Annotated in this window: 13 protein-coding genes; 6 read left to right on the top strand and 7 right to left on the bottom strand. The window is 65.2% G+C overall.

All coding sequences use genetic code 11. The features are described from left to right. Positions 1-155 precede the first annotated feature (155 nt). The gene (locus tag V9K84_RS18595) at positions 156-2,063 is read right to left on the bottom strand and encodes a methyl-accepting chemotaxis protein (protein WP_043860700.1); all 1,908 of its coding nucleotides are present in this window, start codon (positions 2,061-2,063) and stop codon (positions 156-158) included. Between the two features lie 195 nt (positions 2,064-2,258). Then, on the bottom strand, positions 2,259-3,143 hold the full coding sequence (locus V9K84_RS18590) for a neutral zinc metallopeptidase (RefSeq protein ID WP_043860699.1): 885 nt from the start codon (positions 3,141-3,143) through the stop codon (positions 2,259-2,261). Between the two features lie 193 nt (positions 3,144-3,336). Between V9K84_RS18590 and pcaH the strand changes: the two genes are divergently transcribed. Together pcaH and pcaG are read left to right on the top strand one after the other, a co-directional pair. After that, positions 3,337-4,056 (top strand): protocatechuate 3,4-dioxygenase subunit beta, encoded by a 720-nt coding sequence (pcaH, locus tag V9K84_RS18585; protein WP_043860698.1) that lies wholly within the window; start codon positions 3,337-3,339, stop codon positions 4,054-4,056. A gap of 11 nt (positions 4,057-4,067) precedes the next feature. Then, positions 4,068-4,673 carry a protocatechuate 3,4-dioxygenase subunit alpha gene (gene pcaG / locus V9K84_RS18580; RefSeq protein WP_043860697.1) on the top strand — a complete coding sequence of 202 codons (606 nt, stop codon included), beginning with the start codon at positions 4,068-4,070 and terminating at the stop codon, positions 4,671-4,673. Between the two features lie 6 nt (positions 4,674-4,679). On the opposite strand, the gene V9K84_RS18575 is transcribed toward pcaG, so the two are convergent. From V9K84_RS18575 to V9K84_RS18565, 3 genes are all read right to left on the bottom strand, one after another. Beyond that, the gene (locus V9K84_RS18575) at positions 4,680-5,150 is read right to left on the bottom strand and encodes a cupin (RefSeq protein WP_088513893.1); all 471 of its coding nucleotides are present in this window, start codon (positions 5,148-5,150) and stop codon (positions 4,680-4,682) included. Positions 5,151-5,250: 100 nt separating this feature from the next. Then, positions 5,251-6,162: a LysR family transcriptional regulator gene (locus V9K84_RS18570; protein ID WP_088513892.1), complete on the bottom strand. Its 912-nt coding sequence runs from the start codon at positions 6,160-6,162 to the stop codon at positions 5,251-5,253. A gap of 56 nt (positions 6,163-6,218) precedes the next feature. Continuing rightward, a complete protein-coding gene (locus tag V9K84_RS18565; RefSeq protein ID WP_088513891.1) occupies positions 6,219-7,937 on the bottom strand; it encodes an FAD-dependent oxidoreductase in 1,719 nt (572 codons plus the stop codon). Between the two features lie 170 nt (positions 7,938-8,107). Between V9K84_RS18565 and V9K84_RS18560 the strand changes: the two genes are divergently transcribed. Then, the gene (locus V9K84_RS18560; RefSeq protein ID WP_088513890.1) at positions 8,108-8,884 is read left to right on the top strand and encodes an IclR family transcriptional regulator; all 777 of its coding nucleotides are present in this window, start codon (positions 8,108-8,110) and stop codon (positions 8,882-8,884) included. A 144-nt stretch (positions 8,885-9,028) separates the two neighbouring features. After that, positions 9,029-9,850, top strand: a complete 822-nt coding sequence (locus V9K84_RS18555; protein ID WP_054916557.1) for a sugar phosphate isomerase/epimerase — start codon at positions 9,029-9,031, stop codon at positions 9,848-9,850. Between the two features lie 41 nt (positions 9,851-9,891). On the opposite strand, the gene V9K84_RS18550 is transcribed toward V9K84_RS18555, so the two are convergent. Continuing rightward, positions 9,892-11,232: an MFS transporter gene (locus V9K84_RS18550; RefSeq protein WP_043860691.1), complete on the bottom strand. Its 1,341-nt coding sequence runs from the start codon at positions 11,230-11,232 to the stop codon at positions 9,892-9,894. A 279-nt stretch (positions 11,233-11,511) separates the two neighbouring features. Here V9K84_RS18550 and quiC point away from each other — a divergent pair, with 279 nt between their 5' ends. Beyond that, positions 11,512-13,419, top strand: coding sequence for a 3-dehydroshikimate dehydratase QuiC (quiC, locus tag V9K84_RS18545; RefSeq protein WP_054916558.1), 1,908 nt, complete (start codon positions 11,512-11,514; stop codon positions 13,417-13,419). An 81-nt stretch (positions 13,420-13,500) separates the two neighbouring features. Continuing rightward, positions 13,501-14,169 carry a TetR/AcrR family transcriptional regulator gene (locus V9K84_RS18540; RefSeq protein WP_043860689.1) on the top strand — a complete coding sequence of 223 codons (669 nt, stop codon included), beginning with the start codon at positions 13,501-13,503 and terminating at the stop codon, positions 14,167-14,169. Positions 14,170-14,244: 75 nt separating this feature from the next. Here V9K84_RS18540 and V9K84_RS18535 read toward each other — a convergent pair whose 3' ends face one another. Then, positions 14,245-15,099, bottom strand: a complete 855-nt coding sequence (locus V9K84_RS18535; RefSeq protein WP_162484868.1) for a shikimate dehydrogenase — start codon at positions 15,097-15,099, stop codon at positions 14,245-14,247. Positions 15,100-15,261: the final 162 nt, after the last annotated feature.

The raw sequence follows: 15,261 nt of genomic DNA, 5'->3' as shown, positions 1-15,261 counted from the left end.
GCCAAAGTAGAACGGTGAATGGCAGCTTGTGCTCCCACGCGTGCTCAGGGCACCTCGGGCTATCAGCTTGCCATTCACCGCTCTCACTTCAGATTCTAACCCCTCCTCAAGACACAAGCGGGCTTGACCCGCGATGGCTACGCCGTCCGATTCGGTCAGACGCGGAAGTGGCTGACCAGCATCTGCAACTGATTGCCCAGGCGCGCCAGCTCGACGCTGGATGCCGCCGTCTCCTGGCTCGCCGCCGCCGTCTGCTCCGACACATCACGCACGTTCAGGATGCTGCGGCTGATCTCTTCGGCCACCGCGCTCTGCTGCTCGGCCGCCGCGGCGATCTGCTGGTTCATCGACTGGATGTTCGACACCACGCGGGTGATGTTCTCCAGCGAGGCACCCGCCTTGCGCGTCAGCTCCACGCTGCTGTCGGTCAGGCTGCGGCTGCCATGCATCACGTTGGCCACCTGCTGGGTGCCGCTTTGCAGGCCCGCCACCAGCACCTCGATTTCCTCGGTGGACTTCTGGGTGCGCTGCGCCAGGCCGCGCACTTCATCGGCCACCACGGCAAAACCACGCCCGGCTTCACCCGCCCGTGCCGCTTCGATCGCGGCGTTGAGCGCCAGCAGGTTGGTCTGTTCGGCCACCGACTTGATCACGTCCATCACGCTGCCGATCTTCTGGCTTTCCTGCTGCAACTGGCCCATGGCCTCGGTGGAGCGGTTGACCTCGACCGCCAGGCGCTCGATCTGCGCGATGGCCTGGGCCACCACCTGGTCACCGGCGCGGGCCTGGCCGTCGGCGTCGGTGGCGGCCTCGGACGCCTGCTCGGCATTGCGCGCCACTTCCTGCACGGTGGCCGCCATTTCGTGCATGGCGGTGGCCACCTGGTCGGTCTCGACCTTCTGGCTGTTGACCCCGGCGTTGGTCTGCTCGGTGACCGCCGACAGCTCTTCGGCCGCACTGGCGATCTGGGTCACGCCGTCACGGATGCCGCCGATCAGGTCGCGCAGGGTTTCGCCCATGCGCTGGATGCCTTGTTGCAGCACGCCCAGTTCGTCACGGCGGGTGACGCGCAGGGTGTGGGTCAGGTCGCCGGTGGCGATCTTCTCCACCACTTCCAGGGTCTCGCGCAGCGGGCGGGTGATCTGGCGGGTGATGATGATCGCCGCCAGCACGCCGAACAGCAGCGCCGCCAGGGTGCTTGCCAGTTGCCAGGTACGCGCCTGGGCACTTTCGAGGTCGCGACGTTGCAGCTGGATGGCGTACAGCTCATCGCTCAGGCGCACGATGTCGTAGCCCTGGGTGGTCATTTCCTTGCGCGCCTCGCCGATCGCCGTGTTGGCGGCCTTGAAGCTGCGCACCGCTTCGGCGTAGTGCAGGGTGGCGGCCTCGAGCGGTCGGGCACGAGCATCGGTGGCGGCCAGCTGGCGGGTTTCGGCCAGGGTGGCGTCGAGCTGGCGGGCGGCGACCTGTTCGGTTTCCGGGGTGAGGTCGGCGATGTAGCCGCGCACCTCGAAGCGGGCCAGCAGCAGGTGCTGGCGTACGGTGGTCAGGCGCTTGAGATGTTCCAGGCGCTCGCTGTCACTCTGGCCAGAGGACAGGCTGTCGGCCAGCAGGGTTTCCATCAGGGCACCGGCCTCATTGGCGGTAACGCCCATGCTGCGGCGCGCTTCGCCACCCTGCTTGTAGGCGCTGCGCATCTTGGCCAGGGACACCTCGTAGGCGGCGACCACCTGCGCCTGTTCGCGCAGCAGCTTGACGTTCTCCGGGCTCTTGAAGGTGTTCAGCAGGTTCTGCTGGCGGGCCTTGAAGGTATCCAGCTTGGCCTGGACATTCTGCGCGAGCTTGTCGTCACCGTCGGCAATCATGTACTGCAGGCGGGCGATGCGCAGTTCGGTGAGCTCGTTGTTGAGCTGGGTGATGTCGCTCATCCAGTTGCTGCGGTCGATCAGACCGCCCAGGCTGGTCCAGCCGGTCAGGGCCAACAGGCCGGTCAGCAGCAGCACCAGGCCGAAGCCCAGGGCGAGTTTCAGGTTGACGCTGATATTGGCAAACCAGCTGTTCATGCGATCCCTCCAGGATTCTGTGCGCTCTTTGATCTAAATCGCTGGAGGTTGTTTTTCTTGGAGGCCAGCTGATGTGAGCTGCCTTTATCGGCGGGATGTTGCAGAGCTGAAACGCTTTTTCTCCAATTCCGACGAAAACCATCAACAAAATGTTTAGGGTGTTTGCGCGAGGCCGCAAACACCCCATTACAGGCGTCAGAGTCTGCTGGCGCCAAAGGTGTCGCACTGGTTGAGGTCGCCCTTGGCGAAGCCGGTCTTGAACCAGCGCACGCGCTGCGCGGAAGTGCCGTGGGTGAACGAGTCGGGCACCACGCGGCCTTTGCTCTGCTGCTGCAGGCGGTCATCGCCGATCGCGTTGGCGGCGTTCAGGGCCTCTTCGATATCGCCCGGCTCCAGCCAGTTATGGCGTTGCTGTGCCTGGTAGGCCCACACGCCGGCCAGGCAGTCGGCCTGCAGTTCCTGACGTACCAGCAGGCCGTTGTCGCCTTGCAGGCGCTGGCCGCTGCGACGGGCCTGGTCGATCCTGGCTGACACCCCCAGCAGGGTCTGCACATGGTGGCCGACCTCGTGGGCGATCACGTAGGCCTGGGCAAAGTCGCCCGCTGCCGCGAAGCGGGTTTCCATCTCCTTGAAGAAGCTCATGTCCAGGTACACCTGCTGGTCGGCCGGGCAATAGAACGGGCCGGTCGCCGACGAGGCAAAGCCACAGGCGGAGTTGACCTGACCGCTGAACAGCTTGAGGGTCGGGTCCTTGTACTGGCGCCCGGCCTGGGCAAACAGGGCGCGCCAGGTGTCTTCGGTGTCGCCCAGGATGCTGGCGACGAACTCGGCCTGTTCGTCGCCGGCCGGTGGTGCCTTGCGCTCGCCGGTGCTTGCCGGCGCGCTCTGTTCGCTCATCTGCCCGCTCAGCTGGCCAAGGATCTGCATCGGGTCCTGCCCGGTCAGCAGGCCGATCCCCACGATCAGTACCACCGCCGTCAGGCTCAGGCCCTTGCCGCCCAGGCGCATGCCACCACCACCGCCGCCTTCACCGCGAGCGTCGACCACGTTGTCGCTGCGCCTGCCTTTTCGCCAGAGCATGAGCGTTCTCCCAAGCTTGAAATATGAAGATAAAGATTAGTCCACCCGGCCCGGCGGCGTCAGCGCTTTGGACATAACCATACGGTTATGGGTTCAAGGATTCTTTTCAATGTTCGCCGGTGCATGCCTCGGCCACACTGCCCATCACTCCTGCCCGTACAGGCCTCCAAAAATCCAATAAGAGGAGAACGGCATGTCTGCACAAGACACCAGTCGTTTCGTTATCCGTGATCGGAACTGGCATCCGAAAGCCCTTACCCCCGACTACAAGACCTCCGTCGCGCGCTCGCCTCGCCAGGCGCTGGTGAGCATTCCACAGTCCGTCAGCGAAAGCACTGGGCCGGATTTCTCCCACCTGAAATTTGCCGAGCACGACAATGACCTGCTGCTGAACTTCAACCACGGCGGCCTGCCCATCGGCGAGCGCATCATCGTGGCCGGGCGCGTGTGCGACCAGTATGGCAAGCCGATCCCGCACACCCTGGTCGAAATGTGGCAGGCCAATGCCGGCGGCCGCTATCGCCACAAGAACGACCGCTATCTGGCGCCGCTGGACCCCAACTTCGGGGGTGTGGGGCGCGCGCTGACCGACAGCGAGGGCTACTACAGTTTCCGTACCATCAAGCCGGGCCCGTACCCGTGGCGCAACGGCCCCAACGACTGGCGCCCGGCGCATATCCACGTGTCGATCAGCGGCCCGTCGATTGCCACGCGTCTGATCACCCAGCTGTACTTCGAAGGCGACCCGCTGATCCCGATGTGCCCGATCGTCAAGTCGATCGCCAACCCGGACGCGGTACAGAGCCTGATCGCCCGGCTCGACATGGCCAATGCCAACCCCATGGACTGCCTGGCCTACCGCTTCGACATCGTTCTGCGCGGCCAGCGCAAGACCCACTTCGAAAACCGCTGAGGAGCCCCGCCATGCCTATCGAACTGCTGCCGGAAACCCCATCGCAGACCGCCGGCCCCTACGTGCACATCGGCCTGGCCCTGGAAGCGGCCGGCAACCCGACCCGTGACCAGGAAATCTGGAACCGCATGGCGCGCAGCGATGCGCCCGGCGAGCACATCCTGCTGATCGGTCACGTCTACGACGGCAACGGCCACCTGGTGCGCGACTCGTTCCTGGAGTTCTGGCAGGCCGACGCGGCCGGGCAGTACCACAGCGAATTCAACCTGGAACAACCGTTCAACAGCTTCGGACGCACCGCCACCACCTTCGATGCCGGTGAATGGACGCTGCAGACGGTCAAGCCCGGTGTGGTCGCCAATGCCGCCGGCGTGCCGATGGCACCGCATATCAATGTCAGCCTGTTCGCCCGCGGCATCAACATCCACCTGCACACGCGGCTGTACTTCGACGACGAGGGCCAGGCCAATGCCAAGTGCCCGGTGCTCAACCTGATCGAACAGCCACAACGCCGCGAGACCTTGGTCGCGCGGCGCTGCGAAGTGGATGGCAAGCTGGCCTACCGTTTCGATATCCGCATCCAGGGTGAAGGCGAAACGGTGTTCTTCGATTTCTGAGGCCGCCTAGCGGGGGACCGGGTTCAGGTCGAAGTGGTTGCGCTGATACTGGAACAGCAGGCAAGGCTCCTTCTTGGCGGTCATCTTGCAACCGCTCTCATGTTCCAGCCCGGCCGGCAACTGGTAGTACGAACCGGCCGGGTACTCGGTCTCGACCAGCTTGCCGTTCTTGTCCTTGATGCGGGCGTAGAACACGCCGCTCATCACCACGGTCGGCAACGTCTCGGTGTGGGTGTGGTAGCCATTGTCCACACCGGGACGGAAACTGACGAAGGCCTCGTAGGCACCACTGCCCAGGATGTCGCCCTGCACGTTGGCGTAGGTGACGTTGTTGTTGGTGCCCGGTACCACTTTCCAGGTCAGTGCATTTTTCGGCAGGGAGATGAGTGGGGCGGTGCAGTAGCAGACCGCAGCCACGGCGGTAGTGGCGCAAGCTGCCAGCAGCAAGCCGGCGGCGGTAACTCGAAGTGCTTTCATGGTTGAAACCCTCTGATGAACAATCGAAAGAAGGTTAATCAAACAACGAACGCACAAATACGGCAGAAGCAGCCCAGAACCTGTGTGCTTCTTGCACAGATCACATCTTGATTTCCCATCGTGGTTCAGCGTAGTACGCCCGCGCATACTCGACCAATGCCCGAACCTTGGGCGCCAGATAGCGGCTTTGGGGGAACATCGCGTACACGTGCCGGGAGGGCTGCTGCCATTCGGGCAGCACCTGTACCAGGCGCCCGTCGAGCAGGGCGTCATGCACGATGAAGCGGTCGAAGCTGGCGATACCCAGGCCGGCAATGGCCGCCGCACGCAACGCCATCGGCGAGTTGGCGCTCAGCCGGCCGGGCATTGCCACGTCCAGGCGCTGCCCGTCGGGCCCCTGCAGGCTCAGCCGTTGCGGCTGGGCCAGGCGGTTGTAGCCGAGCAACGCATGCTCGCCCAGGGTGTGCGGTTCGATGGGGGCCGGCCAGCGCTGCAGGTACGCGGGGGCGGCTACCAGCACGACTTCGCTGACGGCCAGTTGCCGGGCCACCAGGTTGGAGTCGGGCAGGTGGGTGGTCACCCGCAGGCACACATCGATCCCTTCTTCGAGCATGTCCACAAAGCGGTCGGTGCAGATGAGCTCCACCTGCAACTGGTCGAAGCGCTCGACGAAGTCCGGTAGCCAGCGCCCCAGCTCCAGTTCACCGAATGCCGTGGCCACGCTCAGGCGCAGGGTGCCTGTGGGTTGCTGCTGGTGTTCGGAAATCTCCAGGCTCATGGCTTCGAGCTGCTCCAGCACCTGCACGCAATGGCGGTAGCACAGTGCGCCGGCTTCGGTGACGTGCAGGCGCCGCGTGGTGCGGCTGAGCAGCTGGGTGCCGAGGTGGCGCTCCAGGTTCTTGACCTGGCGCGACAGCACGGTGTGCGATTGCCCGGTCAGGGCCGCAGCGGCGCTGAAACCACCACTCTCTACCACGCGGCGAAACGCCTGCATCGCGCTGATCTGGTCCATGGTCGGCTGGCTTTCATGAAGGAGTCGGGTCGCCAGTCTAGCAGCAGCCGGCGCGCCTACTCGTAGGCACTGACCCCGGCAATGTGCCGCCCGGCGATGTAGCCGAAGGTGGTCGCCGGCCCCAGATTGATCCCGCCCGCCGGGTAATGCCCGCCCATGATGCTGAGCATGTCGCTGCCGGCGGCATACAGGCCGGCAATCGGCTGCTGCTGTGCATCCAGTACCTGGGCGTGGGCATTGGTCCTGAGCCCGGCAAAGGTGCCGAAGCAGCCCGGCTCCACCTTCACCGCATAGAACGGCCCCTGCTCGATGGGCGCCACGCACGGGTTGGGCCGGTGCAGCGCATCGCCCTGCTTGCGGTTGTAGGGCGTGCTGCCACGGCCGAACTGCGGGTCTTCGCCGTGGCGCGCATGGCGGTTGTAGTCGCTGAGCGTGGCACTCAGGCCCTGGGGGTCGATGCCGCAGGCGATGGCCAGCGCCTCGATGCTGTCGCCGCACTTGAGGTAGCCGCTGCGAATGAAGGGCGCCACCGGCAGTGGGAAGGGCCGGGAGATGCCCAGGCCGTAGCGGCGCTGGAAGGCGTGGCTGCAGATCAGCCACGAGGCCACCTGCTCGCCGGGCGCGCTGGCGACCATCGCGCTCACGTAGTCGTAGTAGCCGTTGGCTTCGTTGACGAAGCGCTTGCCGTTGGCCAGCACACCGATGATGCCGGGCTTGGCACGTTCGATGATGTGCGGGAAATGGCCGAAGCTGCCGTCCTTGTACGGCACTTTCGACACCGGGGCCCAGGCCACCGGGCTTGCCAGATCGTCGACCACGTGTGCGCCCACGCTCTCGCCCAGGCGCAGGCCATCGCCGCTGGCGCCCAGCGGCGGCAAGGCCAGGTGCTCATGCCCGGTGGGGGTACGCGGGAACAGCGCCTTGCGCCGCTCGATATCGTTGGGGAAGCCGCCGGCTGCCAGCACCACGGCCTTGCGCGCATGAATGCTCACGTCGCCGTTGGCCGTCTGCACCACCGCCCCCGTCACCCGGCCAGCGTTGTGCAGCAGGCGCTGCGCCGGGGCCGATGCCCACAGCAGCACGCCGAGGTCTTCGGCCGACTTGGCCAGGCGCGCGATCAGGGCCACGCCGTTGACCAGCTGCATCGCCCGGCCGTAGCGTGCGAGGTCGAGCAGATGGCGTGCCAGGCGCTTGCCCACATGCAGCAGCGAGCGCCACGAACGGGTCAGGGTGAGAAAGGCGGTAAGGTCCTTGCCGGCCATGATCGGCATGCCCATGAATGAGGTTTCGCGCATCGTGCGGCGCAGTTGCCTGAGCAGCTTGCCGACCTTGCGCCCGTCATACGGGGCGGCGATCACCGAGCGCCCGCCCGTGCCGGCCCCGGGCGTGTCGCCGTGGATATCGGCAATGCCGTTGCCGTCGGCGAACTGCAGGGCGGTATGGCGTTCGAAGAACGACACCATGTGGGGCGCCGCCTCCAGGAACGCATCGATCATCGCCGGTTCGAAGCGTTCGCCCAGTTCGTGTTGCAGGTAGGTGCGCGGCAGCGAACGGTCCTCGACGATGCCGGCGCGCTGTGCCAGCGGGTTGCACGGTACCCACATCCAGCCGCCGGACCAGGCCGTGGCGCCGCCGAACACCGGGTCTTTTTCGACCACGATGACCTTCTGCCCGTGAAAGGCGGCGGTCACCGCGGCGCTCAGGCCGGCAGCGCCGGAGCCGATGACCAGGACATCGCAGTCCACCGGGCGGGAGGTAGGGGTGTGGGCAGTCATGCTGGGTCCTCGCAGTGCGCGCAATTATTATTTTGGAACTAAGTTCCATATTCTATGATTGCACGTCGGCTGCCAAGGCCGTTGCCTGCAAAGTTGGGCGAAGATCGAACAGTGGTTTGCGCTTTGCCCAGCGCTCTTTAGAATCGGCGAAATTTTCAGGGACCGTGACCATGGCCGGCAGTCAGATCGAACGTGCTTTCAGCCTTCTCGAAAGCCTCACCAGCGAGCCGCGCGGGCTGCCGATGCAGACCCTGGCCGAGCAGCTGGACATCCCCAAGAGCGCGACCCATCGCATGCTCGCCGAGCTCATGCGCCTGGGCTACGTGCGCCAGAATCCGGAAAACAGCCGGTACCTGCTGAGCACCAAGCTGGTGGGCATGGGTTTTCGCTACCTGGCCCAGAGCGGTGCCGACATCGTCCAGCCGATTCTCGACCAGTTGGCCGCGCAGACCGGCGAGCTGGTGCGACTGGGGATCATCGACGGCGAGCGCCAGGTGTGGATCGCCAAGGCCCAGGGCGCCCGCTCCGGCCTGCGCTACGACCCGGACATGGGGCGTGAGGCGCCGCTGTTCTACAGCGCGTCGGGGCATGCCTGGCTGGCCAGCCTGAGCGATGCCCAGGCGTTGCTGCTGGTGGAGCGCCAGGGCGTGGGCCGGCGCGAGGACTTCGGGCCGAACGCGCCAGCTTCCAATGCCCAGCTGCTGGAACGCCTGCGCATGGCGCGGGAACTGGGCTATGCGTGGGTGGTGGAGAGTTCGGCGCTGGGTACGTCGGCGTTGGCGGCGGTGGTACGTCACCCGCAGGATGGGCATGTGGTCGGGGTGTTGAGCGTGGCCGGGCCGACCGCGCGCCTGAACGAGGCGCGCCTGCACGAGCTGGCGCCGGCGTTGCTGGCGGCGGCGGCCGAGCTGTCGGCGGCCAGCCCGGCGTCGCAGCTGTTTGTCTAGACGCTTCGCTGCCAAGCCAGCGAAGCGGTCCTCAGGCAAACAAAGGCAGTTTTGCGGAGCGCAAAGCTGTTTTTTTGTACTTGCATTGAAATTGGAACTAAGTTCTAAATAATGCAAATACAACAACGCACCCGAGACTCCTCCATGAACCCACGTGTCATGTCCCTGGCCGCCCTCACTGTCCTTGAGCTGTCCCCACCCCGGATGGTCGAAGTCGCCGCCCGGGCCGGCTACAGCCATGTCGGCCTGCGCCTCGAGCCGGCCACCCCCGAAGAGCATCACTTCCCGCTGGCAAGCGACGCCGGCCTGCGCCGGCAGACAGCCGAGCGCCTGCGCGACACCGGCATCCGGGTGCTCGATGTGGAGATTCTGCGGCTCAAGCCCGACACCCTGGTCGCCAACTTCGAGGCCCTGCTCGCGGTGGGCGCCGACTTCGGTGCCAGTGAGCTGCTGGTTGCCGGCAACGACCCGGATGAACAGCGCCTGACCGACAACTTCGCGGCGCTGTGCGACCTGGCCGCGCCGTATGGCCTGCACCCGCACCTGGAGTTCATGCCGTGGACCGATGCCAAGGACCTGACCCAGGCCACCCGCATCGTCGAAAACGCCGGGCGCGCCAACGGCTGCGTGCTGGTCGATGCCTTCCACTTCGATCGCTCGGCGTCGCGCCTGGAAGACCTGCGCCGCTTGCCGGCCTCGCGCATCCGCTACGCGCAACTGTGCGACGTGGCGGGCCCGCGCCCCGACGACATGGCCGAGATCCTGCGTCAGGCGCGTAACGAGCGACGTTTTCCCGGGGATGGGGAGTGCGACCTGAACGGGTTGCTGCACAGCTTGCCGGCCGACCTGCCGCTGAGCCTGGAGATCCCCACGCGCCAGTTGCTGGAACAGGGGGTGAGTGCGCTGCAGCGCGCGCAGTGGGCGCTGGAGAAGGCCCGCAAGGTAATGAACGCCGGCTCCCTGTAGGAGCCAGCGTTGCTGGCGAAGGGCTGCATTGCAGCCCGGGCTTACGCCTCGACTGTCGGGATCCTGCGCGGTGCCATGAAATACATCCACAGCAGCGCGATGAAATACATCGCCGGAATCATGGTGAACAGCACGGTGTAGTTGTTGTTGGTGCTGGTCAGCACATGCCCCACGATCTGGGTCATGAACATCCCCCCGGTGGCCGCGCACATGCCGCCAAAGCCGAACACGGTGCTCATCATGTGCTTGGGCGTGTAGTCCATCACCAGGCTCCAGATGTTGGCGGTCCAGGCCTGGTGCGCGGCAATCGCCAGGGAGATGGCCAGTACCGCCACCCACAGGCTGCTGGCGCCTGCGGCGAAGATCACCCCGACGATGGTGGTGGCGAACAGCAGCATCGACAGCAGCCGCGCCTTCACCGGCGCCATGCCGCGACCGATCATGAACGAGGACAGGATCCCGCCACCCACGCTGCCGAAGTCGGCACTGAGGTAGATCACGATCAGCGGGATGCCCATCTGCGTGACGCTGATGCCCAGGTTGTACTGCTGGTTCAGAAACGGCGGCAGCCAGTACAGGTAGAACCAGAACACCGGCGCGGTGATCGAGTAGGCCAGGGCAAAGGCCCAGGTGCCACGCATGCGCAGGATACGGGTGAACGGCACGGCCGCCTGTTCAGGCTCGACCTCGCTCTGGATGTACGCCAGTTCCGCCTTGCTCACGCTCGGGTGGTTTTCCGGGTTGAAGTACTTCAGGCCCCAGAACGTGGCCCACACCAGGCCCAGCGCGCCCATGGCCATGAACGCCGCCTGCCAGCCCCATACAGTGAGGATCAGCGGCAGCAGCATCGGGGTGAACATGGCGCCGACGTTGGTGCCGGCGTTGAAGATGCCGGTGGCCACCGCCCGCTCGCCCGCCGGGAACCACAGCCGGGTGGTCTTCACGCAGGCCGGGTAGTTGGCCGCTTCGGTCAGGCCGAGGATGAAGCGACAGACCATGAAGCCCACCGCCGAGGTGGCCAGGCCGTGGGCGCCAGTGGCCAGGCTCCACAGCAGCACCGCGCAGAAGAACACGCGCTTGACGCCGATGCGGTCGATCAGCCGGCCCTGCAGCACGAAGCCGATGGCGTAGCCCACCTGGAACCAGAAGTTGATGTTGGCGTAGTCCATCGCCGTCCAGCTCATTTCCTTGGCCAGGATCGGCTGCATCACGCCCAGTGCGGCGCGGTCGATGTAGTTCAGGGTGGTGGCGAAGAATACCAGCGCCAGCATCACCCAGCGGGTCTTGCCGACGCCCATGGCGCCACGGATCTTGTCGCCGATGCCGGCGTGCGGGGTACTGGCCGATGGCTGGGCCAGGGGAGTGCTTTGGCTGTGGATCATGTGGTGATTACCCGTATTTTTATGTTTATGGGTCAAGCCAGGATGACACGCGGTACACCAGTCGACTACGGCAGGTTCGTCGGTGCTTTTGGCAAGATGCTCATCTGCCTGGTGGTAAGAAATGGTGCGCATTGGTCAAAAAAGGGTCAATTGATCTGGGCGGGTACTGGGCGATAATCGCACACAAAACTAACCAGTTCGTACCTTTTGATTGAGCTAGGATAAACCCCAGCCAATAATTCGTGCAGCTGGGCACTGCCTGCCCGTTGGAGCCTGAAGATGCAGCGTTCGATTGCCACCGTGTCCCTGAGCGGCACCTTGCCGGAAAAACTCGAAGCCATTGCCGCCGCCGGATTCGACGGCGTGGAGATCTTCGAAAACGACCTTCTCTACTACGACGGCAGCCCCCGCGAGATTCGCCAGCGCTGCACCGACCTGGGGCTGGACATCACCCTTTTCCAGCCGTTTCGCGATTTCGAGGGCTGCCCGCGCGGGCGCCTGGCGCGCAACCTGGAGCGCGCCGAGCGCAAGTTCGAACTGATGCAGGAACTGGGCACCGACCTGGTGCTGGTGTGCAGCAACGTGTCGGCCGACGCGCTGGGCGGCCAGCAACTGCTGGTCGACGATCTGAGCCTGCTGGCCGAGCGGGCCGCCGCCCACGGTGTGCGCATCGGCTACGAGGCGCTGGCCTGGGGGCGGCACGTGAACACCTGGCAGCAGGTGTGGGACATCGTGCGCCAGGCCGATCACGCCAACCTGGGCATGATCCTCGACAGCTTCCACACCCTGTCGCTCAAGGGCGACCCCAGCGCCATCGCGCAGGTGCCGGGGGACAAGATCTTCTTCGTGCAGATGGCCGATGCGCCGATCCTGGCCATGGATGTGCTGGAGTGGAGCCGGCATTTTCGCTGCTTCCCGGGGCAGGGCGAGTTCGACCTGCCGGGGTTTCTGGCGCCGATTCTGCAGGCCGGCTATCGCGGGCCGCTGTCGCTGGAGATCTTCAACGACGGTTTTCGTGCCGCGCCGCCACGGGCCAATGCCGCCGACGGCCTGCGTTCGCTGCTGTACCTGGAGGAAAAGACCCGTCAGTTGCTCGAACGCACCGCACCGCTGGCCGACCCCGAGCTGCTGTTCGCGCCGCCGCCGGCCAGCAGCTGCGATGGCATAGAGTTTCTCGAGTTTGCGGTCGACGACGCCTCGGGCGCCAAGCTGGGCAACTGGCTCGAAGGCCTGGGCTTTGCCCGTGCCGGCAAGCATCGTTCGAAGAATGTGAGCCTGCTGCGCCAGGGCGAGATCAACCTGATCCTCAACGCCGAGCCCTATTCGTTCGCGCACAACTTCTTCGAAAGCCACGGCCCCTCGCTGTGCGCCACGGCGATCCGGGTCAGGCACAGCGCCCAGGCGCTGGCCCGGGCGGTGGCCTATCACGGCCAGCCCTATCGTGGCCTGGTGGGGCCCAACGAACGTGAGCTGGCAGCGGTACGCGCCCCCGACGGCAGCCTGATCTACCTGGTGGACCAGGGCGCGGACGGACGCACCATCTACGACACCGACTTCAGCCTCAGCGAGCAACCCGCCCATGGCCTAGGCCTGACCCGCATCGACCACATGGCACTGGCCCTGCCGGCCGACAGCCTGGACAGCTGGGTGCTGTTCTACAAAAGCCTGCTCGACTTCAGCGCCGATGACGAGGTGGTGCTTCCCGATCCCTATGGCCTGGTCAAGAGCCGCGCCCTGCGCAGCCAGTGCAGTTCGATCCGGCTGCCGTTGAACATCTCCGAAAACCGCAACACTGCGATTGCCCACGCGCTGTCCAACTACCGCGGCTCGGGCGTGCATCACATCGCCTTCGACTGCCAGGACATCTTCGCCGCCGTCAAGCGCGCCAAGGAAGCCGGCGTGGCGCTGCTCGATATCCCGCTGAACTACTACGACGACCTGGCGGCCCGGTTCGACTTCGACGATCAGTTCCTGAGCGAGCTGGCCTACTACAACGTGCTGTACGACCGTGATGCCCAGGGCGGCGAGCTGTTTCACGTATACACCGAGCCGTTCGAGGAGCGCTTCTTCTTCGAGGTGCTGCAGCGGCGCAATGGCTACAGCGGTTACGGCGCGGCCAACGTCGCGGTGCGCCTGGCAGCGATGGCCAAGGCGCGCAGCGGCGGGCTGCGGCATGCCAAGCTGTAACGTGTCAGCGCCCGTCAGGCTTTCTTCTGGCGCACCCCGGGGCCATAATCGCGCGGTTAACCGACTGGTCAAGAGCCCCGTATGACGACAACTCCAGCACCCTTGGCGGCACCTGCCGAGGCGCCGCGCAAGAGCCGCAAGAACAATCCTGAGAAAACCCGCGAGAACATTCTGCAGGCGGCCATCAGCGAGTTCGTGCAGCAAGGCCTGGCCGGTGCCCGGGTCGATGCGATCGCCGAGCGCACCCAGACCTCCAAGCGCATGATCTACTACTACTTCAACAGCAAGGAGCAGCTGTATGTGGAGGTGCTGGAGAAGCTTTACGGCGATATCCGCAGCACCGAAAGCAACCTGCACCTGGCTGAACTGGAGCCGCGCCAGGGCATTCGCCGGCTGATCGAATTCACCTTCGATCACCATGATCGCAACGTCGACTTCGTGCGTATCGTGTGCAACGAAAACATGCACCACGGCGAGTACGTCAAGCAGTCGGCCGCGATCCGCTCGATGAACAAGACGGTGCTCACCGCGCTGGACGAGATACTCCAGCGCGGGGCTGCCGAGGGAGTGTTCCGCCAGGGCCTGACGGCGCTGGACGTACACCTGCTGATCAGTTCGTTCTGCTTCTATCGCGTGTCCAACCGGCACACCTTTGGCGAGATCTTCCAGGTGGATTTCGAGGACAAGGCGCTCAAGGACAAGCACCGCGAGATGATCTGCGAGTCGGTGCTGCGCTACCTGCAGGCGTGATGCCGGGGAGCCTCCAGTCGCCGGCAGGGCCGGCACCTGCGGGTTGACCACCCTGTACAGGTGCCGGCTAAGCGTTCAATCCCCCAGGCTGTTGAAGTGCCCGATCATGCGCTGTGCATCCGGCACCACGCCGCTGAACAGCTCGAAGGCCTTCACCGCCTGAAACACCGCCATGTTGGCCCCGTTGAGCGTGCGGCATCCCAGTGCCCGCGCCTCGCGCAGCAATAGGGTCTCCAGCGGGAAGTACACGATCTCGGCCACCCACATTTCGGCGCGCAGCAGCGCCCTGGGCACCGGCATGCCCGGCAGCTTGGCCATACCCATGGGGGTGGTGTTGACCAGCCCGCAGGCCTGGCCCATGGCCGCTTGCAGGTCATGCCCGCAGCGTGCGGGGCTGCCCTCGAAATGCTGGTTGAGGTTGTCTGCCAGTGCCTGGGCCCGGGCGGGCTCCACATCGAAGAGCGTCAGCTGGGCCACCCCTTCGCTGAGCAGCGCATGGGCCACCGCGGCACCCGCACCGCCTGCCCCCATCTGCACCACATGACGGCGTGAAACATCACCCAGGCCACGCCTGAAGCCCTCGGCAAACCCCAGGCAGTCGGTGTTGTGGCCGATGCGTCGACCGTCCTTGAGCACCACGGTGTTCACCGCGCCGATACCACGCGCCTCGGGCGACAGCTCATCGAGCAGGGGCACGATCGCCTGCTTGCACGGGAAGGTGATGTTGAGCCCGGTAAAGCCCATGTACTCGGCCGCGGTCAGCAGTTCTTCGAGGGCGCTGCTGTCCAGCTTCAGCTGGTCCAGGTCGATCAGCCGGTACAGGTAGTTGATGCCCTGGGCGGCGCCTTCGTGCTCGTGCAGGGCCGGGGTACGCGAGGCCTGGATGCCGGCGCCGATCAGGCCGGCGAGAATGCCGGAAGGGGAGGCCAAACTCATCGGTAAAACTCCATTGTTGTTCTTGGCAGGGGGAGGGAGCGTCACGACTAAAATGTACTGACTGGTTAATGGGGTCAATCGGGGCGGGCCGTGCATTGATCGTTTCTGTTCGCTGATCGAACAAGCTGTGCTAAACCTGTTGTTTTGCACGGCACC

This window comes from Pseudomonas sp. AE27, from assembly GCF_037113495.1.
GTDB lineage: Bacteria > Pseudomonadota > Gammaproteobacteria > Pseudomonadales > Pseudomonadaceae > Aquipseudomonas > Aquipseudomonas palmensis.
This window is presented reverse-complemented; position numbering and strand designations above follow the sequence as displayed.

Excerpts from the sequence above, each read along its gene's own strand:
- V9K84_RS18570 (WP_088513892.1), bottom strand. The coding sequence starts at position 6,162 with ATGGACCAGATCAGCGCGATGCAGGCGTTTCGCCGCGTGGTAGAGAGT.
- V9K84_RS18565 (WP_088513891.1), bottom strand. The coding sequence starts at position 7,937 with ATGACTGCCCACACCCCTACCTCCCGCCCGGTGGACTGCGATGTCCTG.
- V9K84_RS18595 (WP_043860700.1), bottom strand. The coding sequence starts at position 2,063 with ATGAACAGCTGGTTTGCCAATATCAGCGTCAACCTGAAACTCGCCCTG.
- pcaG (WP_043860697.1), top strand. The coding sequence starts at position 4,068 with ATGCCTATCGAACTGCTGCCGGAAACCCCATCGCAGACCGCCGGCCCC.
- V9K84_RS18550 (WP_043860691.1), bottom strand. The coding sequence starts at position 11,232 with ATGATCCACAGCCAAAGCACTCCCCTGGCCCAGCCATCGGCCAGTACC.
- quiC (WP_054916558.1), top strand. The coding sequence starts at position 11,512 with ATGCAGCGTTCGATTGCCACCGTGTCCCTGAGCGGCACCTTGCCGGAA.
- V9K84_RS18590 (WP_043860699.1), bottom strand. The coding sequence starts at position 3,143 with ATGCTCTGGCGAAAAGGCAGGCGCAGCGACAACGTGGTCGACGCTCGC.
- V9K84_RS18560 (WP_088513890.1), top strand. The coding sequence starts at position 8,108 with ATGGCCGGCAGTCAGATCGAACGTGCTTTCAGCCTTCTCGAAAGCCTC.
- V9K84_RS18540 (WP_043860689.1), top strand. The coding sequence starts at position 13,501 with ATGACGACAACTCCAGCACCCTTGGCGGCACCTGCCGAGGCGCCGCGC.
- V9K84_RS18555 (WP_054916557.1), top strand. The coding sequence starts at position 9,029 with ATGAACCCACGTGTCATGTCCCTGGCCGCCCTCACTGTCCTTGAGCTG.
- pcaH (WP_043860698.1), top strand. The coding sequence starts at position 3,337 with ATGTCTGCACAAGACACCAGTCGTTTCGTTATCCGTGATCGGAACTGG.
- V9K84_RS18575 (WP_088513893.1), bottom strand. The coding sequence starts at position 5,150 with ATGAAAGCACTTCGAGTTACCGCCGCCGGCTTGCTGCTGGCAGCTTGC.